The sequence below is a fragment of the Variovorax sp. CF313 genome (assembly GCF_000282635.1).
In the GTDB taxonomy this organism is placed as follows: domain Bacteria; phylum Pseudomonadota; class Gammaproteobacteria; order Burkholderiales; family Burkholderiaceae_C; genus Variovorax.
Genome location: NZ_AKIW01000094.1, coordinates 15,924 through 41,894 on the forward strand (window position 1 = coordinate 15,924; position 25,971 = coordinate 41,894).

25 protein-coding genes are annotated in these 25,971 nt (G+C 65.5%); 2 read left to right on the forward strand and 23 right to left on the reverse strand.

Annotation, left to right across the window (positions count from 1 at the left end; all coding sequences use genetic code 11):
- Positions 1-2 precede the first annotated feature (2 nt).
- From PMI12_RS22265 to PMI12_RS22285, 5 genes are all read right to left on the reverse strand, one after another.
- The gene (locus PMI12_RS22265) at positions 3-503 is read right to left on the reverse strand and encodes a GNAT family N-acetyltransferase (RefSeq protein WP_007836959.1); all 501 of its coding nucleotides are present in this window, start codon (positions 501-503) and stop codon (positions 3-5) included.
- 14 nt (positions 504-517) lie between these two features.
- Positions 518-1,846, reverse strand: a complete 1,329-nt coding sequence (glmM, locus tag PMI12_RS22270; protein ID WP_007836960.1) for a phosphoglucosamine mutase — start codon at positions 1,844-1,846, stop codon at positions 518-520.
- Positions 1,843-2,655, reverse strand: coding sequence for a dihydropteroate synthase (gene folP, locus PMI12_RS22275; protein ID WP_007836963.1), 813 nt, complete (start codon positions 2,653-2,655; stop codon positions 1,843-1,845). The genes glmM and folP overlap by 4 nt, the downstream gene beginning before the upstream one ends.
- Positions 2,656-2,758: 103 nt before the next feature.
- Positions 2,759-4,675, reverse strand: coding sequence for an ATP-dependent zinc metalloprotease FtsH (ftsH, locus tag PMI12_RS22280; RefSeq protein WP_007836965.1), 1,917 nt, complete (start codon positions 4,673-4,675; stop codon positions 2,759-2,761).
- A 167-nt stretch (positions 4,676-4,842) separates the two neighbouring features.
- Positions 4,843-5,511: an RlmE family RNA methyltransferase gene (locus PMI12_RS22285; protein WP_042674023.1), complete on the reverse strand. Its 669-nt coding sequence runs from the start codon at positions 5,509-5,511 to the stop codon at positions 4,843-4,845.
- Positions 5,512-5,544: 33 nt separating this feature from the next.
- Here PMI12_RS22285 and PMI12_RS22290 point away from each other — a divergent pair, with 33 nt between their 5' ends.
- Positions 5,545-6,024 (forward strand): YhbY family RNA-binding protein, encoded by a 480-nt coding sequence (locus tag PMI12_RS22290; RefSeq protein ID WP_042674024.1) that lies wholly within the window; start codon positions 5,545-5,547, stop codon positions 6,022-6,024.
- A 2-nt stretch (positions 6,025-6,026) separates the two neighbouring features.
- Positions 6,027-6,785 carry a hypothetical protein gene (locus PMI12_RS22295; protein WP_007836971.1) on the forward strand — a complete coding sequence of 253 codons (759 nt, stop codon included), beginning with the start codon at positions 6,027-6,029 and terminating at the stop codon, positions 6,783-6,785.
- A 33-nt stretch (positions 6,786-6,818) separates the two neighbouring features.
- Here the strand turns inward: PMI12_RS22295 and PMI12_RS22300 are convergent, their stop codons facing one another.
- The 18 genes from PMI12_RS22300 to frr all read right to left on the reverse strand — a co-directional run bounded on the left by PMI12_RS22300 (position 6,819) and on the right by frr (position 25,966).
- Complete coding sequence (locus tag PMI12_RS22300) at positions 6,819-7,235, reverse strand: DUF4149 domain-containing protein (protein WP_042674026.1); 417 nt, start codon at positions 7,233-7,235, stop codon at positions 6,819-6,821.
- Positions 7,236-7,246: 11 nt separating this feature from the next.
- Complete coding sequence (gene greA / locus PMI12_RS22305; protein WP_007836973.1) at positions 7,247-7,723, reverse strand: transcription elongation factor GreA; 477 nt, start codon at positions 7,721-7,723, stop codon at positions 7,247-7,249.
- 64 nt (positions 7,724-7,787) lie between these two features.
- Complete coding sequence (locus PMI12_RS22310) at positions 7,788-8,657, reverse strand: Kdo hydroxylase family protein (RefSeq protein WP_007836974.1); 870 nt, start codon at positions 8,655-8,657, stop codon at positions 7,788-7,790.
- Between the two features lie 8 nt (positions 8,658-8,665).
- On the reverse strand, positions 8,666-11,914 hold the full coding sequence (gene carB / locus PMI12_RS22315; protein ID WP_007836975.1) for a carbamoyl-phosphate synthase large subunit: 3,249 nt from the start codon (positions 11,912-11,914) through the stop codon (positions 8,666-8,668).
- Positions 11,907-13,091, reverse strand: coding sequence for a glutamine-hydrolyzing carbamoyl-phosphate synthase small subunit (carA, locus tag PMI12_RS22320; protein WP_007836976.1), 1,185 nt, complete (start codon positions 13,089-13,091; stop codon positions 11,907-11,909). The genes carB and carA overlap by 8 nt, the downstream gene beginning before the upstream one ends.
- A 142-nt stretch (positions 13,092-13,233) precedes the next feature.
- A complete protein-coding gene (locus tag PMI12_RS22325; RefSeq protein ID WP_007836977.1) occupies positions 13,234-14,019 on the reverse strand; it encodes a TrmH family RNA methyltransferase in 786 nt (261 codons plus the stop codon).
- 5 nt (positions 14,020-14,024) lie between these two features.
- A complete protein-coding gene (gene rnhB / locus PMI12_RS22330; protein ID WP_042674028.1) occupies positions 14,025-14,747 on the reverse strand; it encodes a ribonuclease HII in 723 nt (240 codons plus the stop codon).
- Positions 14,719-15,867, reverse strand: a complete 1,149-nt coding sequence (gene lpxB / locus PMI12_RS22335) for a lipid-A-disaccharide synthase (RefSeq protein ID WP_007836979.1) — start codon at positions 15,865-15,867, stop codon at positions 14,719-14,721. Before lpxB ends, rnhB begins: the two co-directional genes overlap by 29 nt.
- Before the next feature lie 10 nt (positions 15,868-15,877).
- Positions 15,878-16,666, reverse strand: coding sequence for an acyl-ACP--UDP-N-acetylglucosamine O-acyltransferase (lpxA, locus tag PMI12_RS22340; protein ID WP_007836980.1), 789 nt, complete (start codon positions 16,664-16,666; stop codon positions 15,878-15,880).
- Positions 16,667-16,692: 26 nt separating this feature from the next.
- Positions 16,693-17,151: a 3-hydroxyacyl-ACP dehydratase FabZ gene (gene fabZ, locus PMI12_RS22345; RefSeq protein ID WP_007836981.1), complete on the reverse strand. Its 459-nt coding sequence runs from the start codon at positions 17,149-17,151 to the stop codon at positions 16,693-16,695.
- A 23-nt stretch (positions 17,152-17,174) separates the two neighbouring features.
- A complete protein-coding gene (gene lpxD, locus PMI12_RS22350) occupies positions 17,175-18,152 on the reverse strand; it encodes a UDP-3-O-(3-hydroxymyristoyl)glucosamine N-acyltransferase (protein ID WP_007836982.1) in 978 nt (325 codons plus the stop codon).
- A 14-nt stretch (positions 18,153-18,166) separates the two neighbouring features.
- Positions 18,167-18,712, reverse strand: a complete 546-nt coding sequence (locus PMI12_RS22355; RefSeq protein ID WP_007836983.1) for an OmpH family outer membrane protein — start codon at positions 18,710-18,712, stop codon at positions 18,167-18,169.
- Positions 18,713-21,184 (reverse strand): outer membrane protein assembly factor BamA, encoded by a 2,472-nt coding sequence (gene bamA, locus PMI12_RS22360; RefSeq protein WP_007836984.1) that lies wholly within the window; start codon positions 21,182-21,184, stop codon positions 18,713-18,715.
- A gap of 38 nt (positions 21,185-21,222) precedes the next feature.
- Positions 21,223-22,596 carry an RIP metalloprotease RseP gene (gene rseP, locus PMI12_RS22365; protein ID WP_007836985.1) on the reverse strand — a complete coding sequence of 458 codons (1,374 nt, stop codon included), beginning with the start codon at positions 22,594-22,596 and terminating at the stop codon, positions 21,223-21,225.
- 29 nt (positions 22,597-22,625) lie between these two features.
- Positions 22,626-23,816: a 1-deoxy-D-xylulose-5-phosphate reductoisomerase gene (ispC, locus tag PMI12_RS22370; RefSeq protein WP_042674030.1), complete on the reverse strand. Its 1,191-nt coding sequence runs from the start codon at positions 23,814-23,816 to the stop codon at positions 22,626-22,628.
- The gene (locus tag PMI12_RS22375) at positions 23,813-24,658 is read right to left on the reverse strand and encodes a phosphatidate cytidylyltransferase (RefSeq protein ID WP_007836989.1); all 846 of its coding nucleotides are present in this window, start codon (positions 24,656-24,658) and stop codon (positions 23,813-23,815) included. The genes ispC and PMI12_RS22375 overlap by 4 nt, the downstream gene beginning before the upstream one ends.
- Positions 24,659-24,677: 19 nt before the next feature.
- Positions 24,678-25,397: a polyprenyl diphosphate synthase gene (gene uppS, locus PMI12_RS22380; protein ID WP_007836990.1), complete on the reverse strand. Its 720-nt coding sequence runs from the start codon at positions 25,395-25,397 to the stop codon at positions 24,678-24,680.
- A gap of 8 nt (positions 25,398-25,405) precedes the next feature.
- Positions 25,406-25,966 carry a ribosome recycling factor gene (gene frr / locus PMI12_RS22385; RefSeq protein WP_007836991.1) on the reverse strand — a complete coding sequence of 187 codons (561 nt, stop codon included), beginning with the start codon at positions 25,964-25,966 and terminating at the stop codon, positions 25,406-25,408.
- Positions 25,967-25,971 lie beyond the last annotated feature (5 nt).

Sequence of the window (25,971 nt, forward strand, 5' to 3'; positions counted from 1 at the left end):
TTTCAGAGCTTCTTCTGCAGGAAGACGGCCCTGCCGAACGCCGGATCGAGCTGATAGCTCACGAACCCGTCGCGTTCATAGGCGCGCAGCGCGGGCGCGTTGCCCGACAGCACTTCGAGCGTGAGCTTGCAGGCGCCGCGCCTGCGCGCCTCCTGCTCCACCTGAGCGAACATCTTCTGCGCCACGCGCTGCCCGCGATGGCCGGCCAGCACGACCACATCGTGCACGTTCACCAGCGGCTTGCAGGCAAAGGTCGAGAAGCCTTCGATGCAGTTGATGAGGCCCACGACCCGCTCGCCGTCGTAGGCCAGCACGCTGAAGGCCTGCGGGCGCGCTGCCAGCGCCGCAGGCAAGGCTTCGCGCACGGCCGCGTCGAGCGGCGTGCTGCCACCAGCCGGATCGCGGGCATAGCTGTCCAGCAGGGACACGACAGCCTCGGCGTGCGCGGGATTGCGATAGTCGGCGATCAGGGTCGCGATCGCGGCGTGGCCAGGCGTCGACATGCGATGCGCGCCGATCAGCCCAGCGTGGCCGCCAGGCGCTGGGCGTACGAGTCGGCTTGTGCCGCATCGCGCGCCTCGACCATCACCCGCACCAGCGGCTCGGTGCCGCTCGCACGGATCAGCACGCGGCCGCTGTCGCCAAGTTCCGCCTCGATGCGCTGGGTTTCGCTCGCGAGCGCCTTGTTGGACTTCCAGTCCTGGTCCGGAGACAGGCGCACGTTGATCAGCGTCTGCGGGAACAGCGTGACGCCTTCGAGCAGCTGCGCCACTGTCTTGCCGCTGCGCACGCAGGCCTGCAGCACCTGCAGTGCGCTCACGATGCCATCGCCCGTGGTGTGGCGATCGAGCGCCAGCAGATGGCCGGAACCTTCGCCGCCCAGCAGCCAGCCGCGCTTGTCCAGCTCTTCGAGCACGTAGCGGTCGCCGACCTTGGCACGCACGAACTCGATGCCCTGCCCGCGCAGCGCCACTTCGACGGCCTTGTTGGTCATGAGCGTGCCGACCACGCCCGCCGGCTTCTCGCCGCGCGCGATGCGCTCGGCCACCATGAGGTAGAGCAGCTCGTCGCCATTGAACAGGCGCCCGCTGGCATCCACCAGCTGCAGGCGGTCGGCGTCGCCGTCGAGGGCGATGCCATAGTCGGCCTGCTGCGTCGTCACCGCGGTCACCAAGGCCTGTGGATGCGTGGCGCCGAAGCCCTTGTTGATGTTGAGCCCGTCGGGCGAAACGCCGATGCTGCTGACCTCCGCACCCAGTTCGTGGAACACGTTGGGCGCGACCTGATACGCCGCGCCGTGCGCCGCGTCGACGACCAGCTTCATGTCGCGCAGGGTCAGGTCGTTGGCGAAGGTGCTCTTGCAGAACTCGATGTAGCGCCCCGGCGCGTCGTTGAGGCGGCGGGCCTTGCCCAGGTCGGCGGAGGCTGCCCATACCGGCGCTTCCTCCAATGCCGCCTCGACAGCCAGTTCCCAGGCGTCGTCGAGCTTGGTGCCCTGCGCGCTGAAGAACTTGATGCCGTTATCGGGGTAGGCGTTGTGGCTCGCGCTGATCACCACGCCCAGGCTCGCGCGCTGGGCGCGCGTGAGGTACGCCACGCCGGGCGTCGGCAACGGGCCGAGCAGCACCACATCGACGCCCGCCGAATTGAAGCCCGACTCGAGCGCCGACTCAAGCATGTAGCCCGAGATGCGCGTGTCCTTGCCGATCAGCACCGTGGGACGCGCCTGGGTTCTCTTGAGCACGCGGCCCACGGCATGTGCGAGGCGCAGCACGAAATCGGGCGTGATGGGCGCCTGGCCGACAGTGCCGCGGATGCCGTCGGTGCCGAAATATTTGCGGGTCATGTGGTTTCCTCTTTTCTTTGTTGTGGTTCTTGTGTCGCCTTCATTGCTCGCCACACGGCGAGGGCGGCCACTGTGTCGCGCACGTCATGCACGCGCACCACGGCCGCGCCGCGGTCCACGGCCAGCACCGCCGCGGCGACGCTGGGTACCATGCGCTCGCCCGCCACCTCGATGCCCGTGACGGCGCCGATGGACGACTTACGCGACCAGCCCAGCAGCAGCGGGTAACCGCCGGCGAGCAACTCGCGCTGGCGCGCCAGCAAGGCGAAATTCTGCATCACGGTCTTGCCGAACCCAACGCCGGGGTCGAGCAGGATGCGCGAAGAATCGACTCCCGCCGCACGAAGAAGTTGCGCCTGCTCCCCGAGGAAAGACAGCACTGCCGGGATCACGTCGCCCGCCATGGGCACGGCCTGCATGGTCTGCGGGTCCCGATGCATGTGCATCAGGCAGATGCCGCACGAAGGGTGCGCCGAGACGGCTTCGCGCGCGCCCGGCTGGCGCAGCGCCCAGATGTCGTTGACGATGTCAGCGCCCAGATCGAGCACGGCACGCATGACCTCGGGCTTGTAGGTGTCGATGGAGATCGGCGCGTTCAGCTTCACTGCCTCGCGCACCACGGGCAGCACGCGTGCCAGCTCGGCCTCGAGCGGCACCGCAGGGCTCCCTGGGCGGGTCGATTCACCGCCGATGTCGAGGATGTCGGCGCCCTCCTTCAGCAGCTGCTCGCAGTGCTTCAGCGCGCTGCCGGTGGAAGCGTGGGCACCGCCATCGGAGAAGGAGTCGGGCGTGACGTTGACGATGCCCATCACGCGCGGCTGCGCGAGGTCGATGCGAAAACGTGAGGTCTGCCAGACCTCTCCATGGAAAACGGGGCCAGAGGCCCCGTTGTTGCTTGCTGCCAAGTCCACTTCAAGCCGCAGTGGGCGCCGGGTCGGGATTGACCGCCGGCGTGCCGCCGCTGCCGCCACTGCCCGAAGGCGGGATGCGCGGCGTCCAATCCTTGGGCGGGCGCGGCGCACGGCCGGCCATGATGTCGTCGAGCTGTTCGCTGTCGATGGTTTCCCATTCGAGCAGCGCCTTGGCCATGGCGTGCATCTTGTCGCTGTTCTCTTCGATCAGGCGACGCGCCAGTGCGTACTGCTCGTCGATGATGCGGCGCACCTCGCTGTCGACCTTTTCCATGGTCTGTTCGCTCATGTTCGTGGTCTTGGTGACCGAGCGGCCCAGAAACACTTCGCCTTCGTTCTCGGCGTAGACCATCGGGCCCAGCGCATCGGTCATGCCGTAGCGCGTGACCATGTCGCGGGCAATGGAGGTCGCGCGCTCGAAGTCGTTGCTGGCGCCCGTGGTCATCTGGTGCATGAACACTTCCTCGGCGATGCGGCCACCGAACAGCATGCTGATCTGGTTGAGCATGTATTCGCGGTCGTAGCTGTAGCGGTCCTGCGAAGGCAGGCTCATGGTCACGCCGAGGGCACGGCCGCGCGGAATGATCGTGACCTTGTGGACCGGGTCGCACTTGGGCAGCAGCTTGCCGATGAGGGCGTGGCCGGACTCGTGGTAGGCCGTGTTGCGGCGCTCTTCCTCGGGCATGACCATGCTCTTGCGCTCGGGGCCCATGAAGATCTTGTCCTTGGCCTTCTCGAAGTCCTGCATCTCGACCACGCGCGCATTGCGGCGTGCGGCCATGAGGGCTGCTTCGTTGCAGAGGTTGGCCAGGTCGGCACCCGACATGCCGGGCGTGCCGCGGGCGATCACGCTCGGGTTCACGTCCTGGCCCAGCGGGACCTTGCGCATGTGCACGCCGAGGATCTGCTCGCGGCCGCGGATGTCGGGCAGCGTGACGTAGACCTGGCGGTCGAAGCGGCCGGGGCGCAGCAAAGCGGCGTCCAGGATGTCGGGGCGGTTGGTGGCAGCCACCACGATCACGCCGAGGTTGGTTTCGAAACCGTCCATCTCGACCAGCATCTGGTTGAGGGTTTGCTCCCGCTCGTCGTTGCCGCCGCCGAGACCGGCGCCGCGCTGACGGCCCACCGCATCGATTTCGTCGATGAAGATGATGCAGGGCGCGTTCTTCTTGGCGTTCTCGAACATGTCGCGGACACGGGCGGCGCCGACGCCGACGAACATTTCAACGAAGTCGGAACCCGAGATCGAGAAGAAAGGCACCTTGGCTTCACCGGCGATCGACTTGGCCAGCAGCGTCTTGCCGGTGCCTGGGGGACCGACCAGCAGCAGACCACGCGGAATGCGGCCGCCGAGCTTCTGGAAGCGTTGCGGGTCTTTCAGGAAGTCGACCACTTCACGGACCTCTTCCTTGGCCTCGTCGCAGCCCGCGACGTCGGCAAAAGTGACCGTGTTGTTGTTCTCGTCCATCATGCGGGCCTTGCTCTTGCCGAAGCTGAACGCCCCGCCCTTGCCGCCGCCCTGCATCTGTCGCATGAAATAGATCCAGACGCCGATCAGCAGCAGCATCGGCCCCCAACTGACCAGCAGCGTCATGAGGAGCGAGCCCTCTTCGCGCGGCTTGACGTCGAACTTGACGTTGTGATCGATCAGATCGCCCACGAGGCCGCGGTCGAGCACCGTGGCGGTCGTGCGGATCTTGCGATCGTCGTTGGTGACGGCGACGATTTCACCGCCGGCAGCGCCCTCAGGAATGATGGCGCTCTTGACCTGGTTGTTCCGGACCTGGTCCAGGAACTCGGAATAGCTGACTGTCCCCGAACCGACGCTGCCGCGGGTGTCGAACTGCTTGAACACAGTGAACAACACCATGGCAATGACGAGCCATACGGCAACTTTGGAAAACCACTGATTGTTCAAACGAAGCTCCAGGCTAAAGCGCGTGACAGACAGATGAAAAACGCGCTATGGGTACGCAATTGCGACCCATTTTAGGCTTTTCAAGCTGCGAAAAGCGGGCATTTCCCTAATGCGGCGATAGGCTGGCATGGGTTTGTGCCCCGGACGCGCCCCTGCGCAGCAAGGTATCAAGGCGTATCCGAGGCCTTGAGGCCCACTCCGACCAGGAAGGTTTCAGCCGATTTGTCCCGCGATGCCTTCGGCTTGAACGGCTTGACGATGCGGAAATTCGCCTTGAAAAGCTTCACCAGATCGTCGTAGCCGCTGCCGTGGAACAGCTTGGCCACCAGCGCTCCTTCAGGCTTCAGATGGTGCTGGGCGAAGTCGATCGCAAGCTCGATCAGGTGAGCCACGCGGGCGGCGTCGGCCGAATGGATGCCTGACAGGTTGGGCGCCATGTCCGACACCACCAGGTCGGCCTTTCGGCCCGCCAGCACGCCCAGCAACTGTTGCAGCAGCGCGTCTTCGCGGAAATCCCCCTGGAGGAAGGTCACGCCCTCGATGGGCTCCATCGGCAGGATGTCGAGCGAAACGATGGTGCCGTTGAGCTCGCCGGCCGCCGCCCCGCCGGGCGACATGCGCCGGCGCAGGTACTGGCTCCAGGCGCCCGGGGTAGAACCGAGGTCCACCACCAGCTGCCCCGGCTTGACGAGCCCGAGCGACTCGTCGATCTCCTTGAGCTTGTAGGCGGCGCGTGCGCGATAACCCTCCTTGGTGGCGAGTTTCACGTAGGGGTCGTTGATATGGTCGTGCAGCCACGCCTTGTTGACTTTTTTGCTTTTGGCTTTGGTGCTCATGAAGGTCTTCGTGTACGCGTCGATAATACGGGGATGCCCGCCATTCAACTTACCCCTGCCGAGCGCAAGGTGCACCGCGCCGAAGCTCACCACCTGGATCCGATCGTCATGGTCGGTGGAGACGGGCTCACCCCTGCCGTAAAAAAAGAGGCCGATGCGGCGCTCAAGGCCCATGGCCTGATCAAGGTCCGGGTCTTTTCCGACGACCGCCTCGCCCGCGACGCCATGCTGCGAGAGCTGTCCGACGAACTCGGCGCGGCCCCGATCCAGCACATCGGCAAGCTGCTGGTGCTGTGGCGCCCGAAGCCCGAAAAGGAACGCGTGGTCGATGAAGACCGCATGCCCGGCCCGCGCGACGTCAAGATCGTCAAGTACAGCAAGCGCGGCGGCCAGCGCCCCGAAATCAAGACCCTGCGCGTGCTCGGCAATCAGCGCCTCACCCCCGGCGGCACCATCAAGCGCGCCAAGGCAAAGCGGCCGCTGTCGGCCAAGAAGCGCAACCAGGCGGACTGAGCTTGGTGGCAGCGCAAGGCGCCCAGCGCCACATCCTCTGCATGAAATGGGGCACGAAATACGGCCCCGAATACGTCAACCGGCTCTACGCGATGGTGCGCCGCAACCTCCGCGGCGACTTCAAGTTCGTGTGCCTGACCGACGACGGCAACGGCATCCACCCCGAGGTGACGTGCCTGCCGATCCCGCCCCTCAATCTGCACCTGGCCCCGGGCCAGCGCGATGGCGCCTGGAAGAAGCTCACGACCTTCGAGCAGGACCTGCACGGCCTGCGCGGCACCGCTCTCTTCCTCGACCTCGACGTGGTGGTCGTCGGCAGCCTGGACGCCTTCTTCGAACAGCCCGGCGAATTCCTGATCATTCACGACTACGCCCGCCCCTGGCGACGCGAGCGGGTCACCGGCAATTCGTCGGTCTACCGTTTCGAGTTGGGCGCCCATGCCGACGTGCTGGCGTATTTCCGCGCCAACATGGACAAGGTCCAGGCCGAGTACCGCAACGAGCAGGCCTACCTCTCCGACGTGCTCCACAAGCAGGGCAAGCTGGCCTACTGGCCTGACGCCTGGTGCCCGAGCTTCAAGTACCACGGCATCCCGACCTGGCCAACCAACTACTGGGAAGAGCCCTTCGTGCCCGAGGGCGCGCGCATCATGGTGTTCCATGGCGAGTGCAACCCGCCGGATGCGCTGGCAGGCCGCCGCAACCGGGCCTTCCGGTACATCCGGCCTGCGGGCTGGGTCGCCAAGTATTGGAAAGAGTGAGAGGCACGAGGCGGCAATTGCCGCCTCTGCACTTCAGCCCGGCTTGCGGGCGCCCATGCGCCATAGCAGCACGCCGGTACACAGCCACTGCACGAAGTACATGCCGGTGCCCACGGCGTGCCACAACTTGAGGTTCTCGCGCGCCAGGATGCGCGGCGCCACGGCGTACTGCTGAAGCAGCGCCAGCAACAGCGCTCCCAGGATGAAGAAGATCGCCGTCATTGCCGGCCCGTCCATGCGCTCGTCGGCCTTGGACCTGAAATGGATCAGCAGGATCAGTCCGCAGGCAATTGCGATCCAGCTCTGCGCCTCGAACAACTGGCCGGCGAAGTTGCCCGCCACCGATGGATTGCCCAGCTTCGCGAACAGCATCGGCACCACCAGGAAGCCGATCGTGGTGAGGCTGCCCCACCAGAAGGCGGCCAGCATCAGCGCAATGCGGTCTTTCACGGGTCGAAGAATCAGAGGTAGCGCACGGCCACGATCTCGTAGCGCTTGAGTCCGCCGGGCGCCTGCACTTCGGCGGTGTCGCCTTCTTCCTTGCCGATCAGCGCACGCGCGATCGGGCTGGAAATGTTGATCAGGCCGAGCTTGAGGTCGGCTTCGTCTTCACCAACGATCTGGTACTTCACCGCGTCGCCGGTCTCTTCCTCTTCGAGCTCCACGGTGGAGCCGAACACCACCTTGCCACCGGCATCGAGCTCGCTGGGATCGATGATCTGCGCGGCCGACAGCTTGCCTTCGACCTCCTGGATGCGGCCTTCGATGAAGCCCTGGCGGTCCTTGGCGACTTCGTATTCGGCGTTCTCGCTCAGGTCGCCCTGGGCGCGCGCTTCGGAGATGGCGTTGATGACCCAGGGACGGTCCACCGTCTTGAGCTGGTGAAGTTCGGCGCGCAGCTTTTCGGCACCGCGCTTGGTAATTGGAATGGTGGCCATGTTTGGTTCTCCATAAAGCGAAACCGCCGAACGATGCCGTTCGGCGGTCGATTGGGGGGACAGGTCAGACGAGATTGCGTCCGGTCAGCCGGCTCAGGATGGCGAGCGGGCTCGAGTCGGGATTGTATTGCTTCGAAGCGGCCAGATGAAGGGTCTGCTCGAGCATGTACTGGCCCGCCATCACGGCGTGCGAGGTCTGGTCGGAGAAGCACACCCACACCGAGCCCGGCGGGAACTCGGCCTTTTCCTGCGGCGAGTTTTCCTGGTACGCCATGTCCGATTTCATGCCGTCGTGCAGCTGCAGCATCAGGTGGTCGTACTCGCTGCGGAACGACTTGGTCACGTGCAGCGCCTGCAGCAGCCTGGCTTGCCAGCGCACATACGGCTTGGCGCGCGGCAGGAAGCGCTTCGCGATGTTCTCGAAAGGCTCGCCCACCCGCCACACGCGCGGTGCGCCTTCAGGATTGACATTGGTGAACACACGCAGGATGCGCTCGCCGTAGTTGGGACGCGACGGGAACGCATCGACGTGCAAACGCCGATCGTCCGCGCGCCACGACTGCACGCGCGTCTCGACCTGCGCCGGCCGGTAGCTCGTGGGCGCCAGCCGCAAGGCTGGCGCGTAGTGCGGCAGCAGCCCATGAATGAGCTGCGTGGCCTGCGCCCGGAAGCGCCCCACCATCGCCGCGGCCTTGCGCTGCACCGCCTCGTCGCCGACAGCGCCCTTGAGCTTGCCATTGGCATCGAGGCTGATGTTGCGCACATCCGGCGACAGCAGGCTCGGCGTGAGCAGGCTGCGCTCTTCGGGCAGCAGCTCGAAGCTCAGGCGCGGGAAATACAGCACCTTGCCCGCTTCCAGCTCCGCGATCCACGCCTCGTTCGGCGTGGCCGCGTTCCAGTCGCTCAGGCCCAGTTCGACGAGCTGCGTTTCCATGACGGCGCTCAGGCGGCAGCCAGCTGCGCGTGCATCTCCTGCACCGAGATCACGCCCAGCTCGTCCATGAAGCCCATGCCTTCCACCGCGGCTTCGGCGCCGAAGATCGTGGTAAACGTGGTCACGCGCGCCAGCAGCGCCGAAGTGCGGATTTGCCGCGAATCGGTGATCGCATTGCGGCGCTCTTCCACCGTGTTGATGACCAGCGCAATCTCGTTGTTCTTGATCATGTCCACGATGTGCGGGCGGCCTTCGGTCACCTTGTTCACCGTCGCACATTCGATGCCGGCGGCGCCGATGGCGGCAGCCGTGCCCTTGGTGGCGATGATCTCGAAGCCCAGCTTGACGAGTCCGCGCGCCACTTCCACGGCACGCGCCTTGTCGTTGTTCTTCACCGAGATGAAGACCTTGCCCGACTTCGGCAGGTGTGTGCCCGCGCCGAGCTGCGACTTCACGAAGGCTTCGCCGAAGGTCTTGCCCACACCCATCACTTCGCCGGTCGACTTCATTTCGGGGCCGAGGATGGTGTCCACGCCCGGGAACTTGACGAACGGGAACACGGCTTCCTTCACGCTGAAATACGGCGGCGTGACTTCCTTCGTCACTCCCTGCGACTTGAGCGACTGGCCGGCCATGCAGCGTGCCGCCACCTTGGCGAGCTGGATGCCGGTGGCCTTGCTCACGTAGGGCACGGTGCGAGAAGCGCGCGGGTTCACTTCCAGTACGTAGATGACGTCCTTGCCGTCTTTCTGCTGGATCGCGAACTGCACGTTCATCAGGCCGACCACGTTCAGAGCCTTGGCCATCGCGGCGCTCTGGCGCTTCAGTTCAGCGATGGTTTCTGCGCTCAGGCTATAGGGCGGCAGCGAACAGGCAGAGTCGCCCGAATGCACACCGGCCTGTTCGATGTGCTCCATCACGCCACCGATCAGCGTGGCGCCTTCGGCGTCGCGGATGCAGTCGACATCGCACTCGACAGCGTCGTTCAGGAAGCGGTCGAGCAGCACCGGCGAGTCGTTGCTGACCTTGACCGCTTCGCGCATGTAGCGCTCGAGGTCGCGCTGCTCGTGCACGATTTCCATCGCGCGGCCGCCGAGCACGTAGCTCGGGCGCACCACCAGCGGGTAGCCCAGCGCCGCAGCCTTTTCGAGCGCCTCGGGTTCGGTGCGCGCCGTGGCGTTCGGCGGCTGGCGCAGGCCCAGTTCATGCAACAGCTTCTGGAAGCGCTCGCGATCTTCGGCCGCGTCGATCATGTCGGGCGAGGTGCCGATGATCGGCACGCCGTTGGCTTCGAGGTCGAGCGCGAGCTTCAGCGGCGTCTGGCCGCCGTACTGCACGATCACGCCGAGCGGCTTTTCGCGGTCGACGATCTCGAGCACGTCTTCGAGCGTCAGCGGCTCGAAGTACAGCCGGTCGGACGTGTCGTAGTCGGTCGACACGGTCTCCGGGTTGCAGTTGACCATGATGGTCTCGTAGCCGTCCTCGCGCATGGCGAGCGCAGCGTGCACGCAGCAGTAATCGAACTCGATGCCCTGGCCGATGCGGTTGGGACCGCCGCCGAGCACCATGATTTTCTTCTTGTCGGTCGGATCGGCTTCGCACTCGTCCTCGTAGGTCGAGTACATGTAGGCCGTGTTGGTCGCGAACTCGGCCGCGCAGGTGTCCACGCGCTTGTAGACCGGGCGCACGCCCAGGGCACGGCGCTTCTCGCGGATGGCCGTGTCGGTGGTCTTGAGCTGCTTGGCCAGGCGGCGGTCGGAGAAGCCCTTCTTCTTCAGCGCGAGCAGCGTGTCCTTGTCGATCTGGTCGAGCGACTTGGTTTCCAGCTCGAGTTCGATCTTCACGATCTCTTCGATCTGCACCAGGAACCACGGGTCGATCTTGGTCAGCGCGAACACCTCATCGACGCTCAGGCCCATGGCGAAGGCATCGCCCACGTACCAGATGCGCTCGGGACCGGGCTCGCCCAGTTCCTTTTCGAGCACTTCGCGGTCCTGCGTCTTCTCGTTCAGGCCGTCGACGCCCACTTCGAGGCCGCGCAGGGCCTTCTGGAACGACTCCTGGAAAGTGCGGCCCATGGCCATCACCTCGCCCACCGACTTCATCTGCGTCGTCAGGCGCGAGTCGGCCTGCGGGAATTTCTCGAACGCGAAACGCGGGATCTTGGTGACCACGTAGTCGATCGAGGGCTCGAACGACGCGGGCGTGGCGCCGCCGGTAATTTCGTTGCGCAGCTCGTCGAGCGTGTAGCCCACGGCCAGCTTGGCCGCGACCTTGGCGATCGGGAAGCCCGTGGCCTTGGAGGCCAGCGCCGACGAACGCGACACGCGCGGGTTCATCTCGATGACGACCATGCGGCCGTCCTTCGGGTTGATGGAGAACTGCACGTTCGAACCGCCGGTGTCGACGCCGATCTCGCGCAGCACGGCCAGCGAGGCGTTGCGCAGGATCTGGTATTCCTTGTCGGACAGCGTCTGCGCCGGTGCCACGGTGATCGAGTCGCCGGTGTGCACGCCCATGGGGTCGAGATTCTCGATCGAGCAGACGATGATGCAGTTGTCGGCCTTGTCGCGCACGACTTCCATCTCGTACTCCTTCCAGCCGAGCAGCGATTCTTCGATCAGCAGCTCGTTGGTCGGCGAGGCTTCGATGCCGCGCTTGCAAATGGTCTCGAATTCGTCGGGGTTGTAGGCGATGCCGCCGCCCGTGCCGCCGAGCGTGAAGCTGGGGCGGATCACGGTCGGGAAACCGAGCGTCTTCTGCACGGCCCAGGCTTCGTCCATCGTGTGGGCGATGCCCGAGCGCGCCGAACCGAGACCGATCTTGGTCATCGCGTCCTTGAACTTCAGACGGTCCTCGGCCTTGTCGATGGCTTCGGGCGTGGCGCCGATGAGTTCGACTGGCTTGTTGGTGGCCGCGCCCGTGTACTTGTCGAGCACGCCGTTGCGCCAGAGGTCGAGCGCGCAGTTCAGCGCGGTCTGGCCGCCCATGGTCGGCAGGATCGCGTCGGGGCGTTCCTTGGCGATGATTTTCTCGACCGTCTGCCAGGTGATGGGCTCGATGTAGGTGACGTCGGCCGTGGCCGGGTCGGTCATGATCGTCGCGGGGTTGCTGTTGATCAGGATGACCTTGTAGCCCTCTTCGCGCAGCGCCTTGCAGGCTTGCACGCCGGAGTAGTCGAACTCGCAGGCCTGGCCGATGATGATCGGGCCGGCGCCGATGATGAGGATCGATTTGAGGTCTGTGCGCTTAGGCATTCTTGCTCTCCGTCTTGTGCTTTTCCATGAGTGCCGTGAAGCGATCGAACAGGTAGCCGATATCGTGCGGGCCGGGCGAGGCTTCAGGGTGGCCCTGGAAGCAGAACGCGGGCTTGTCGGTGCGCGCCAGGCCCTGCAGCGTGTTGTCGAACAGGCTGATGTGGGTGGGACGCAGGGTAGCCGGCAGCGACTTCTCGTCGACCGCGAAGCCGTGGTTCTGGCTGGTGATGCTCACGCGGCCGTTGTCGAGGTCCTTCACCGGATGGTTCGCGCCGTGGTGGCCGAACTTCATCTTGAAGGTCTTGGCGCCCGAGGCCAGCGCCATGATCTGGTGGCCCAGGCAGATGCCGAAGGTCGGGATGCCGGTCTCGATCAGTTCCTTGACGGCGCTGATGGCGTAGTCGCAAGGCTCCGGGTCACCGGGGCCGTTGGCCAGGAAGATGCCATCGGGCTTGAGCTTGAGCACGTCGGCCGCGGGCGTCTGTGCCGGCACCACGGTGATGCGCGCGCCGCGCTGCGCGATCATGCGCAGGATGTTCTTCTTGACGCCGTAGTCGAAGGCGACGACGTGGAACTTCGGTGTGATCTGCACGCCGTAGCCCGCGCCGAGCTTCCACTCGGTTTCAGTCCATTCGTAGGTCTGCGTGACCGACACCACCTTGGCGAGGTCGAGGCCCGACATGCTCGGCGCGGCCTTGGCTGCGGCGATGGCCTTGTCGATCAGCGCCTGCGTCACGGTCTCGCCCGCGGCCAGGCCCAGGATGCAGCCGTTCTGCGCGCCGTGGGTGCGCAGGTGTCGCGTGAGCTTGCGGGTGTCAATGTTCGCAATGGCCACCGTGTTGCCGGACACGAGGTACTCGGTCAGCGTGGTGGTCTTGCGGAAGTTGGAGGCGACGAGGGGCAGGTCCTTGATGATCAGGCCCGCGGCATGGATCTTGTCGGCTTCGATGTCTTCACCGTTGACGCCGTAGTTGCCAATGTGCGGATACGTGAGGGTCACGATCTGCTGGCAGTAGCTCGGGTCGGTGAGGATTTCCTGGTAACCGGTCATGGCGGTGTTGAACACCACTTCACCGGTCGTGGAGCCGGTGGCTCCGATCGAATTGCCTTGAAAGACCGTGCCGTCTGCGAGCGCCAGGATGGCGGGCGGGAAACTTCCCTTGAGAGACAAAAGCACTGGGTTCTCCGGATGGTTACGGTCGCCCGGAGCCCCAGGCGCGTTGCCTGCGGACTGCTGCTTCAGGGGATTTTGGCGTTAAAGGCGGCCGGGCGACGCTGATTGGCGAGTAAGCCCCCGATTGTAGCCCGGACTGGGTGTGTTATTTGGCCTGCAGGGCTGCTCCGCTCGCATGCAAGCAGATCGCGGCAGCTGCCGCGACGTTGAGCGACTCCTCGCCGCCTGGCTGGGCGATGCGGATATGGTGCGTGGCGCGCGCCTCGAGCGCGGGCGACACGCCCTGCCCTTCATGGCCCATCAGCCAGGCGCAGGGATGCGGCAGCTCGGCCTTGTGAAGCCACTCGCCGTGGTGCGAACTGGTCGCCACCAACGGCACTTTCAGGCCGTCGAGCACGTCGGCGTCCACGCCTTCGATCAGCCGCAGGCCAAAATGCGCACCCATGCCTGCACGCAGCACCTTCGGCGCCCACAGGGCCGCCGTACCCTTGAGCGCGATCACCTGGGTGAAGCCGAAAGCGGCCGCGCTGCGAAGGATGGAGCCGGCGTTGCCGGCGTCCTGCAGACGGTCGAGCACCACGCTGGGCGCATCGGGGATCAGCTCCGGCCGCGCTGGCAGGTCGAGCACGAAGCCCATCGGCGCAGGCGACTCCAGGCCGCTGGCGCCGCGCAGCAGATCGTCGCTGACTACTACGGTTTTAATAGCGCTACTTGCCCATTCGGCAGGGGCTGTAGGCCAGAAAGACTCCGAAAACACCGCAATCGCCGGCTTCACGCCGCGCGCCAGCGCCGCCCGGCACAGATGGTCACCTTCGAGCCAGATGCGGCGCAGCTTGCGATAGGCGCCCGGGTCCTGGGCCAGTTTGCGCAGGTCCTTGAGGAGCGGGTTGTCGCGCGAACTGATGAGGCTCGCGCCGGGATCGGTGGTCATGAGAGTCAGGGCGCAGCGCGCAGGTCGAGGTGCACGGTCTCGACCGTTGCCGCGAACACCGTGGGCGCGACAGACTCAGTCTCGACGACCTGCGCGGTACCCGCTGCCGTCCGAGCCAGCGCGGCGGCAACCGGGCTGAACGACCTGCGGTGATGCACACAGGCGCCGTGGCGCTGCAGCGCTTCCAGGTGCTCCGGCGTGCCGTAGCCCTTGTGGCCGGCAAAGCCGTAGTTCGGAAATTCGACGTGCAATTGCTCGCAGAGACGGTCGCGATGGACCTTGGCCAGGATGGACGCAGCCGAAATCGCCTTGACCAGCGCATCGCCCTTGACCACGGCTTCGGCCAGCACGTCCAGCGTCGGCAGGCGGTTGCCGTCGACCAGCACCTTGGCCGGCTTCAGGCGCAAGCCCTCGACCGCGCGCCGCATCGCAAGCATCGTGGCCTGCAGGATGTTGTGCGTATCGATTTCCTCGACGCTCGCCTGGGCGATGGAGCAGCAAAGGGCCTTGGCCAGGATCTGGTCGTGCAGGCGCTCGCGCTGCAAAGGTGTGAGGGTCTTGGAATCGGCCAGTCCGCGGATCGGCCGGGTGTCGTCGAGGATCACCGCCGCGGCCACCACGGGGCCCGCCAGCGGGCCGCGACCGGCCTCGTCCACGCCTGCGAGCAGGCCCGGCGCGTCCCACACCAAACGGGCTTGCTCAGCTTTCAAGAACTTTCTGGATCGCATCGGCGCAAAGTGTCGGCGTATCGCGCTGCAATTGCACGTGCAGCTCGGAAAATCTTTGTTGCAGGGCCCGCGTCTTTTCGGGCTCGTCGAGCCAGGCGAGCGTGGCCTGGGCCAGCGCCTCGGGCGTGGCGGCTTCCTGCAGCAGTTCGGGCACCACGAACTGACGGCACAGGATGTTGGGCAAGCCGACCCACGGCTGCAACTGCTTGCGCTGCATCAGGCGCCACGAGAGCGCGTTCATGTTGTAGGCGATGACCATCGGCCGCTTGAACAGCGCCGCCTCGAGCGTGGCGGTGCCGCTGGCGATCAGCGTGGCGTCGCAGGCGGCCAGTGCGGTGTGCGACTGGCCATCGAGCAGCTTCACCCGGCCCGTCATGCCGCTGGCCTGGAGCAAGGCCTCGACCTCGGAGCGCAGCCCCGGAAGGATGGGCGCCACGAACTGGAGCGCCGGCCGGGCCTTCTGCATCAGCGCGGCGGCGGCGAAGAATCGGTCCGCCAGGTAGCGTATCTCGGAGCGGCGGCTGCCCGGCAACAAGGCGACGACCTGAGCCTCGGACGCCAACCCGATCGCGGCGCGGGCCGCGGCGCGGTCGGGTGTCATCGGGATCACGTTGGCAATCGGATGCCCCACGTAGCTCGCGGCAACACCCTGCTTTTCGAGCAGTTCGGGCTCGAACGGGAAGATGCACAGCACATGGTCGGCTGCAGCCCGGACCTTCTCGATGCGCTTCGGCCGCCAGGCCCAGATCGAAGGGCAGATGAAATGCACGGTCTTGATGCCCTGGCTGCGCAGCCCGGCTTCGAGATCGAGATTGAAATCGGGCGCATCGACGCCGATGAACAGCTCGGGCCGTTCGCTCAGCAAACGGGTCTTCAGCTGGCGGCGGATGCCGGCGATCTCGGCATAGTGCCGCAGCACCTCGACGTAGCCGCGCACCGCGAGCTTTTCCTGCGGCCACCAGCTCTGGAAGCCGTGGGCCAGCATGCGGGGGCCGCCGATGCCGACGGTCTGGAGATCCGGCCAACGGGCCTTGAGGCCATCGAGCAGCAAACCCGCGAGCAGATCGCCGGAGGCTTCGCCCGCGACCAGCGCGAAGCGTCGCTGTCCGTCCTTCTGCATCGCGGTCACGTCAGCGCGCGATGCCGCGCGTCGAGTTGGCGAGGAAGGACTCCATCAGCGCGACGTCACCTGCAGCTTCCGGCATTTCCGTCGCGAGCGCGGCAATGCCCAGGCGCGCTTCTTCGAGCGTCTTGCCCTGACGGTATAGCAGGCGATGCATCTGCTTCACCGCTGCAAGCCGCTGGGCAGAGAAGTCGCGCCGCCGCAGGCCGACGATGTTGAAGCCGCGCACTGCCAGCGGATTGCCGTCGACCAGCATGAAAGGCGGCACGTCCTGCGACACCGCGCTTGCGAAGCCGAGCATGGCATGCGCCCCCACCGAGACGAACTGGTGAATGCCGGTGAGCCCGCCGACCGTCACCCAGTCTGCGAGGTGAACGTGGCCGGCCAGCGTGGTGTTGTTGGACAGCGTGGTGTGGTTGTCGACCTGGCAGTCATGCGCGATGTGCGTGTACGCCATGATCCAGTTGTCGTCGCCCACGCGCGTCACGCCGCCCGCCCCCGGCACGCCGAGATTGAACGTGCAGAACTCGCGAATGACGTTGCGGTCGCCGATAACGAGCTCGGTCGGTTCGCCCGCGTACTTCTTGTCCTGGGGAATGGCGCCGAGCGACGAGAACTGGAAGATCCTGTTGTCGCGCCCGATGGTCGTGCGCCCCTCGATCACGCAATGCGCGCCGATGGTAGTGCCCGCGCCCACCCGCACGTGCGGACCGATCACGGTATAGGGACCGACCGACACCGAGGCGTGGAGTTCGGCCTGGGGGTCGACGAGTGCGGTCGAATGAACCTGGGTCATGCCTTGTGGAAACGACTGCGGCCGGATCAGTTGATCTGGCGCATGGCGCACATCAGCGTCGCCTCGCAGGCGAGTTCGCTGCCCACCAGGGCCCGGCCCTTGAACTTGGAAATGCCGGCCTTCATGCGCTCGATCTCGACTTCGAGCGTCAACTGGTCACCGGGCTCCACGGGCCGCTTGAAGCGTGCGCCGTCGATGGCGGCAAAGTAGTAGACGGTGTTGTCGTCCGGCACGATGTCGAGCGAGTGGAACGACAGCAGGGCCGCGGCCTGGGCCATGGCTTCGAGCATCAGCACGCCCGGCATCACCGGACGGTGCGGGAAGTGGCCGTTGAAGAACGGCTCGTTCATCGTCACGTTCTTCAGCGCCGTGATGCGCTTGCCCTTTTCCATGTCCAGTACGCGGTCCACCAGCAGGAACGGGTAGCGGTGGGGCAGCAGCTTGAGGATTTGATGGATATCGAGCGCTATCGCTGGCTTTGTCATGATTTTCTGTTCCTGCATCGTCGTCATTTTTTCGAGGGAGCCTTCTCCAGCGCCTTCAGTCGTTCGCGCAGGCTGTGCAACTGCTTGAGCGTTGCCGCATTCTTTTCCCAGCTCGCATTGTCATCGATGGGAAACATGCCGGTGTATTGGCCGGCCTTGTGGATCGAACGGGTAACCACGGTTGCGGCGGACACGTGGACGCCGTCGGCCACCGTCAGATGGCCCAGCACGATGGCGCCGCCGCCGAAGGTGCAGTTGGCACCGATGGTGGCGCTGCCAGCCACGCCGACACAGCCCGCCATGGCGGTGTTCTTGCCGACGCGCACGTTGTGGCCGATCTGGATCAGGTTGTCGAGCTTCACGCCGTCGTCGATCACTGTGTCGTCGAGCGCGCCGCGGTCGATGCAGGTGTTGGCGCCGATCTCGACGTCGTTGCCGATGCGCACCGCACCCAACTGTTCGATCTTGATCCAGCGCCCCTCGTGCGGCGCCAGGCCGAAGCCGTCGGCACCGATGACCACGCCCGGGTGCAGCAGGCAGCGCTCGCCGATGGTGCAGTCTTCGCTGACCGTCACCCGGGACTTCAGCACAGTGCCCGCACCGATGCGCGCGCCCCGCTCCACCACGCACAGCGCGCCGATGCGCGCAGTGGCATCGACTTGCGCCTCAGCATGGATCACTGCGCTGGGATGGATGCGATCGGCTTCCGGACGCGCGTGGTGCGCCTTCCAGAGCTGTGTCAGGCGGGCAAAGTAGAAGTACGGATCCGGCGTGAGGATGAAAGCGCCACGCGCCGCAGCCGCCTCGCGCATGGCCGGCGACACGATCACGCAAGCGGCCTTCGAAGCCGCCAATTCCTGCTGGTATTTGGGATGGCTCAGGAAACTGAGCGCATCGGGCTGCGCATTCTGCAGCGGCGCCAACCGCTCGATGGACAGCGCCGCATCGCCATGAAGTTCGCCCCCAAGGGCGTCAACGATGGCTCCGAGCTGCAGTGACACGCCGGCTCCCGGCGCTACTTGCCGGCCGCAGGCGCAGAAGAGCTGACCGACGCGTTCAGCGCCTTGATCACCTTGTCGGTGATGTCGTGCTTCGGATTGATGTAGATCGCCTCCTGCAGGATGGCGTCGTACTTCTCGGCCTCGGCCACCTGCTTCACCACGCGGTTGGCGCGCTCGTAGACCTGCTGGAGCTCTTCATTCTTGCGCGAGTTCAGGTCTTCCTGGAACTCGCGCCGCTTGCGCTGAAAGTCGCGGTCCTGGTCAACCAGCCCGCGCTGACGCGCTGCCCGCTGGCTTTCCGACAGGGTGGGTGCCTCGCGCTCGAACTTCTCCGAGGCCGCTTTCAGGGCGTCTCCCTGCGAAGTCAGATCCTTCTCGCGCTTCAGGAATTCGGCTTCGAGTTTTGCCTGGGCAGTCTTGGCCGGCTGCGCCTCGCGCAGCACGCGGTCCGGGTTCACGAAACCGATGCGAAAGGTTTCCTGCGCCTGGGCGGGCACCGCAGCGAACGCGAGAGCGGGAATCAACAACACGCCTGCCGCGGCGCGAATCAAATGCTTCATTTAGAAAGACGTTCCGATCTGGAATTGGAGGCGCTGAATTCTATCCTTCGGGATGTAGCCGGGCGTCAGCGGGACCCCTACTTCCTTCTGGGACTTGATGGGGAAGGCGTAGGCGAGGCGCAGCGGGCCCAGCGGCGAGATCCAGCTGATGCCCAGGCCGACGGAAGCGCGCAGCTTCTTCTCGGCCTTCCATTGCTCGTCGGTCAGTCCGGCGGCACGCGAGCCGAACACATTGCCGACGTCGAAGAAGCCGTACAGGCGCAGCGTGCGGTCGTTGCCGGCCCCCGGGAACGGCGTGCTCAGCTCCGCGTTGAAGATGGCCTTCTTGGTGCCGCCCAAAGCAGCACCTTCGCTCTGGCCCAACAGCGGCACGTCGCGTGGACCCAGCGAGTTTTGCTCGAAGCCGCGAATGGAGCCGAGACCACCCGCGTAGAAGTTCTTGAAGATCGGATAGACCTTGCCGCCCAGCGCCTTGGCATAGCCGACTTCGCCGTTGATCGAGAAGGTGTACTGCTTGTTGATCGCGAAGAACTGCTGGTACTGGTAGTTCGTCTTGACGTATTTCATGTCGCCCGCCACCCCCAGTTCGAGGTTGGCACGCTGCAGCCGCCCGGTGGTCGGAATCAGCGCGCTGTCGCGGTTGTCCCGGCCCCAGCCTACGCTCAGCGGCACGCCCCAGACGCTGTCCTGCGAGCAGCCCGTAACGAGCCAGCCGGCCGGTGTCGGCGGCAGCAGCGGGCCGTTGCTCACAGGGCTCGTGTTGAGATGGCACTGGAAGTAGTCGAGGTAGGAACGCGGCGTGGTCAAGCCCGCGAGTGCCGTCGTCTTGTTCGGATCGAACGCATACCGCTCCAGGCCGATGCCGAAGAAGACCGTATCGACCTCGCTGAACGGAACGCCAAAGCGGATGGAAGCGCCCTGGTTGACCAGCTTGTAGTCGCCGTCGATGGTCGTCGAATACGGCCGTGTCGTCGTGTGATACACGCTGATCGTGCGCGAGATGCCGTCAGGCGTGAAGTACGGATCGGTCGTCGTCAGCGACAACGTGCGGTTGTACTTGCTGGTGTTGACCTGCACGCCCAGGAAGTTGCCCGAGCCGAACACGTTTTCCTGCGAAATACCGAAGGTCAGTGCGACCTTCTCGGCGCTCGAGTAGCCGGCGCCGAGCTGCAGGCTGCCGGTGGGCTTTTCGGCCACGTTGACTGTCAGGTCCACCTGATCAGGCGAGCCGGGCACTTCCTGCGTATCGACATTCACCTCGGTGAAGAACCCCAGGCGGTCCACGCGGTCGCGCGAGAGCTTGATCTTGTCGCCGTCGTACCAGGAGGCCTCGTACTGGCGGAACTCGCGGCGAATGACTTCGTCGCGGGTCTTGTTGTTGCCGCCCACCGACACGCGCCGCACGTACACGCGGCGCGAAGGTTCGGCCTGCAGCGTGAGCGCGACCCGGTTGTTGACACGGTCGATCTCGGGGCGCGCCTGCACGCGTGCGAACGCGTAGCCGAAGGTGCCGAAATAGTCGTTGAAGGCCTTGGTGGTCTCGGTGACCTGCTCGCCGTTGTAGGGCTCGCCCGGCTTGATGGTAATGAGCGACTTGAACTCCTCGTCGCGGCCGAGGTAGTTGCCGTCGAGCTTGACGCTCGACACCACGAACTTCTCGCCTTCGGTGATGTTCACGGTCACCGTCAGGTCCTTGCGGTCCGGCGAGATGGCAACCTGGGTCGAGTCGATGCGGAACTCCAGATAGCCGCGCGTGATGTAGTACGAGCGCAGGGTTTCGAGGTCGGCGTTGAGCTTGGCGCGCGAGTACTGGTTCGACTTGGTGTACCAGCTCATGAAGCCGCCGCTGTCCTGGTCGAACAGGCTCAGCAGCGTCGATTCGCTGAAGGCCTTGTTGCCCACCACGTGCACTTCGCGGATGCGGGCCGAATCGCCTTCGGTCACGGTGAAGGTCAGGTTGACGCGGTTGCGCTCGATGGGCGTGACGGTGGTCACGACCTGTGCGTTGTAGAGGCTCTTGCTCACGTACTGGCGCTTGAGTTCCTGCTCGGCACGGTCAGCCAGCGCCTTGTCGTAGGGACGGCCATCAGCCAGACCGACTTCGCGCAGCGCCTTCTGCAGAGCCGCCTTGTCGAACTCCTTCGCACCAACGAAATCGACGTCTGCAATGGTCGGCCGCTCTTCGACGATCACCACCAGCACGTTGCCGTTCACGTCGATGCGCACATCCTTGAACAACCCCAGATCGAACAGCGCACGAATGGCGGCTGAGCCGCGCTCGTCGCTGTAGGTATCGCCCACGCGCAGCGGCAGCGATGCGAAGATCGTGCCGGCTTCGACGCGTTGCAGGCCTTCGACGCGAATGTCGCGCACCGTGAAAGGCTCGACGGCCCAAGCTGCCGTGGCGGCGAGCGCACTGGCGACCACCGCGGCAACGCTACGCAGGCGAAAGCGACTGAAGTTTTTGTTCATCTGTGAATTGAACCGGCACGGAAAGGGCCGGCTGAAAGTTAACCAAAGAGCCGCGTGACGTCGTTGAAGAGTGCGACCGACATCATGACCAGCAGCAGGGCCACACCCCCGCGCTGAAGCCGTTCCATCCAGGCGTCGGAGACGCTCTTGCCGGTCAGGCCCTCCCAAAGATAATACATCAGGTGTCCACCATCGAGGACCGGCAGCGGCATGAGATTGAGGACCCCGAGGCTCACGCTGATGAGCGCCAGGAAGATCAGATACTGAGTGAAGCCGAGGCTTGCGGACTTGCCCGCGTAGTCGGCGATCGTGAGCGGACCGCTCAGGTTCTTGAGCGAAACCTCGCCGATGACCATCTTGCCCATCATGCGCACAGTCAGCGCGGAGACCTCCCAGGTGCGCACTACGCCGCGCCAGACACCGTCGATCGGCCCCTGGCGCACCGTCACCATTTCGGGCGGCGCACCGACGTACGCGCCGATGCGACCGACCTTGTTGCCGCCCTCTTCCCGCACCTCGGGTTTCACGTCGATCGTGAGCGACCTGCCACCGCGCTCGACCTGCCAGGCCTGCGTGCGCGGCTCGCCGCCATCGACCGACGCCCGGATCGCTTCACGCAGCTGCTGCCCGTCGACGATGGCCGTGCCGCCGATGGCACGCACCACGTCGCCGTTGCGAAGACCGGCACTCTCGGCCGCGCCACCTGCCATGACTTCACCGATCTCGGGCCTGGTCAGAGGTGCCAGCACGCCGATCTTGCGGAACATTTGAGGATCAGCGTCCTTGGCCTCCATGCGGCTCAGCGGCAGCACCAGTTGCCGCGCCGGCCGCCCGCCCTCGCCCGCCACTTCGAGCGTCAGGTCGTGTCCATCCAGCGCGCCGCGCGTCATGCGCCAGCGCAGGTCCTCGAAGGACTGCACCGGTGAAAGGCCTCCATCGAAGCCCGCCCGGGTGATCTGTTCGCCACCGCGCAGGCCCGCTGCCTCGGCCAGAGAAGCCGCCACCGGCCGCGCAAGCCTGGCGACCGGCTCCTGCACGCCGATCCAGTTGACCGCGGTGTAAAGCACGACGGCCAGCAGCAGATTGGCAATAGGCCCCGCCGCAACGATGGCCGCTCGCGAACGCAGCGGCTGGGTGTTGAAGGCGCGATGACGCTCTTCGGGCGCAACCGGCCCTTCGCGCTCGTCGAGCATCTTGACGTAGCCGCCCAATGGAAAGGCGCCGATGACGAATTCGGTCTGCTGTCCCGGATGCTGGCGCTTCGGTTGCCAGCGAAACAGCGCCTTGCCGAATCCGACGGAGAAGCGCTCGACCTTGACGCCACAGGCAACGGCCACGCGGTAGTGCCCGTATTCGTGCACCGCGATCAGGACACCGAGCGCGACCACGAAGGCTATGACTGTGAGCAGCATCGGGATCCTTGGTCTCTTGAGGGGGTACGTCAGGCTGCGAAGCGCAGCGCAGCGGCATTGGCCGCCGCACGGGCGCTGGCATCGATCGCCAGCAGGTCGGCCAGCGATGCCGGCTTGGAGGGAGAGACTGCTTCCAAAGTTTCCATGTTGACCGCATGAATGCAATCGAACCGAAGGCGGCGGCTCAGGAAAGCTTCCACCGCAACCTCGTTGGCAGCGTTGAGCACCGCCGTCGTGCCCGGTGCGGCCCGCAGTGCGTGCCATGCCAGGCCCAGCCCTGGAAAGAGCGCCGCATCGGGTGCATCGAAGGTCAGCGAAGCCATCTGGCGGAAGTCGAGCCGCGCGGCGCCGCTCTCTATGCGTTCGGGCCAGGCCAGGCCCACCGCGATCGGCACCCGCATGTCGGGCGTACCGAGCTGTGCGATGACCGATGCATCGGTGAACTGCACCATCGAGTGCACCACGCTCTGCGGATGGATGACGACCTCGATCTGCTCGGGCGAGACGCCGAACAGGTGACGCGCCTCGATCACCTCGAGCGCCTTGTTCATCATGGTGGCCGAGTCGACCGAAATCTTGCGGCCCATGACCCAGTTCGGATGGGCACAGGCCTGCTCGGGCGTTACCGTGCCCAGGGTTTCCGGAGCACGCGTACGGAACGGACCGCCCGAGGCGGTCAGGATGATCTTGTCGATGCGCCGTGCCCAGGTGGATGGGTCCTCGGGCAGCGACTGGAAGATGGCCGAATGCTCGCTGTCGATAGGCAGCAGCGTGGCGCCGCCCTCGCGCACGGTACGCATGAAGAGCTCGCCGCCGACGACCAGCGCCTCCTTGTTGGCCAGCAGCAGGCGCTTGCCGGCGCGCGCGGCGGCCAGGCACGGGCCCAGGCCTGCGGCACCGACGATGGCGGCCATGACGGCATCCGTTTCGTCGTGGGACGCTATCGTTTCGAGAGCATCGTCACCCATCAGGACAACTGTCTTCAGGCTGTTCTGCTTCAGCTTTTCAGCCAGCATCGCGGCATGCGGCGCGCTGGCCATCACCGCGAACCGCGGCAAGAACTGGGCGCACTGCGCCAGCAACTCGTCGACCTTGGTGGCAGCCGAAAGCGCGAACACCTCAAAGCGCTCGGGGTGGCGCGAAATGACGTCGAGCGTGCTCACGCCGACCGAGCCGGTCGAGCCGAGCACCGTGACGCGTTGTCTTCTGAGTGAGTTCACAGGAAAGCCAGCATCATGGCAATGGGAAGCGCCGGCAAGAGGGCATCCACGCGGTCGAGAACACCACCGTGGCCGGGCAACAGCCGGCTGCTGTCCTTGGCGCCGGCACTGCGCTTGATGAGAGATTCGACGAGGTCGCCCACGACGCTCATGGCCGAGAGGAACAACGCGGCGAGCAGCAGGAGCCACCAGCCACGCTCGTTGAGACGGGTGTAGAGGCTGGCCACGGCGGCGCCGGTTGCCTTGTCGGCCCAGGCCCAGGCAAAGGCCAGTACCACCACGCCGATCATGCCGCCCCAGACACCTTCCCAGCTCTTGCCGGGACTGATCGCGGGCGCGAGCTTGTTGCGCGTGAACCTGAGGCCGAAGGCACGGCCGGCGAAATAGGCGAACACGTCGGCCACCCATACCAGCACCAGGATCGACAGCAGGAAGTTGATGCCGATCATGCGCGCCTGCACCGCGGCAAGCCACGCCACCCAGAGCGCAAGCAGGCCGCCGACCAGCCGCAGCCCACGCGGAATGCGGGGCCAGCCCGGCACCGCCACGCGCAGCAGGGCCGCACCGCCCAGCACCCAGGCTGCGCTGGCCAGGGTCCACACCAGCACCAGCGGCCGCTCCAGCAACCCCAGCCACCAGGACAGCGCACACAGCACCACCATCTCGAAGCCGATGAATACCGACAGCCGCTGGCCGTATCCGTTCAGGCGCCCCCACTCCCAAGCGGCCGCGCCGATCAAGACCAGCATGACGCAGGCAAAAGGGATGTAGTTTCGGTAGAACAGCGCCGGCAGCAGGATCGCGAGCAGCACGATCGCCGTGAGGATGCGTTGTTTGAGCATGCGTGAGGTTGTGGGGTCTTCAGGCCGCAGCCGTCGAAACCTGTGCCGAGGTCTGGCCGAAGCGGCGCTCGCGGCCCTGGAACGCGGCAATCGCCTCGTCCAGCGCGGCCTCGTCGAATTCGGGCCACAGCTTGTCGCTGAAGAAGAGCTCGGCGTAGGCACTCTGCCAGAGCAGGAAATTGGACAACCGCTGCTCGCCGCCCGTTCGGATGAACAGGTCGGGGTCAGGCACGTGGGCCAGGGCCATGGCGCGGTCGAGGCTGATCTCGGTGATCGCTTCGCCCTGCGCCACCAATCTGGCGGCGGCCTGCGCGATGTCCCAGCGGCCGCCGTAGTTGAAGCAGACGTTGAGCACCATGCGCGTGTTGTGTGCCGTGGCAACCTCGGCGTCGACCAGGCCCTTCACCATCTTTGGTGACAGGCCGCCCCGCTCGCCGACGAAATGCAGCCGCACACCGTCGCTGCTGAGCTTGGGCACCTCGCGGGCGAGCGCCCCGACCATCAGCTCCATAAGCCCGGAGACTTCCTCGACGGGCCGATTCCAGTTCTCGGAGGAGAACGCAAACACCGTGAGCACGCCCACGCCGCGATCGGCGCAGGCCTTGACACAGCGCCGCAGCGCTTCGACGCCCTGCTTGTGCCCCGCGACGCGAGGCAGGAAACGTCGCGTCGCCCAACGGCCGTTGCCGTCCATGACGATGGCAACGTGGTGGGGAATGCGCGGCGCTGACGAGGCCATGGCGAGCCTCAAACGGCCATGATCTCCGCTTCCTTGGCCGCGACCAGGCGGTCGATTTCCGCGATGTGGCGGTCAGTAACCTTCTGGATTTCGGCTTCGGCACGCTTCTGGTCGTCTTCGGAGGCCAGCTTGTCCTTGACCAGCTTCTTGACCGACTCGTTCGCGTCACGGCGCAGGTTGCGCGTGGCGATCTTGGCGGTTTCGCCTTCGTTGCGGACCAGCTTGGTCATTTCCTTGCGGCGCTCCTCGCTCATGGCGGGCAGCGGCACGCGGATCAGGTCGCCCATCGAGGCGGGATTCAGGCCCAGGTCGCTTTCGCGGATGGCCTTCTCGATCTTGGCGCCCATGCCCTTTTCCCAGGGCTGGACGCTGATGGTGCGCGAGTCGAGCACCGACACGTTGGCCACCTGGCTCAGCGGCACCTGCGAGCCGTAGTACTCGACGTGGATCGAGTCGAGCAGCGCCGAATTGGCGCGGCCGGTACGGATCTTGGTGAGGTTGTTCTGGAATGCGGCGAGCGACTGATTCATCTTCGCGTCGGTCGCACTGCGGATGTCTGCAATGGTCATCTCAA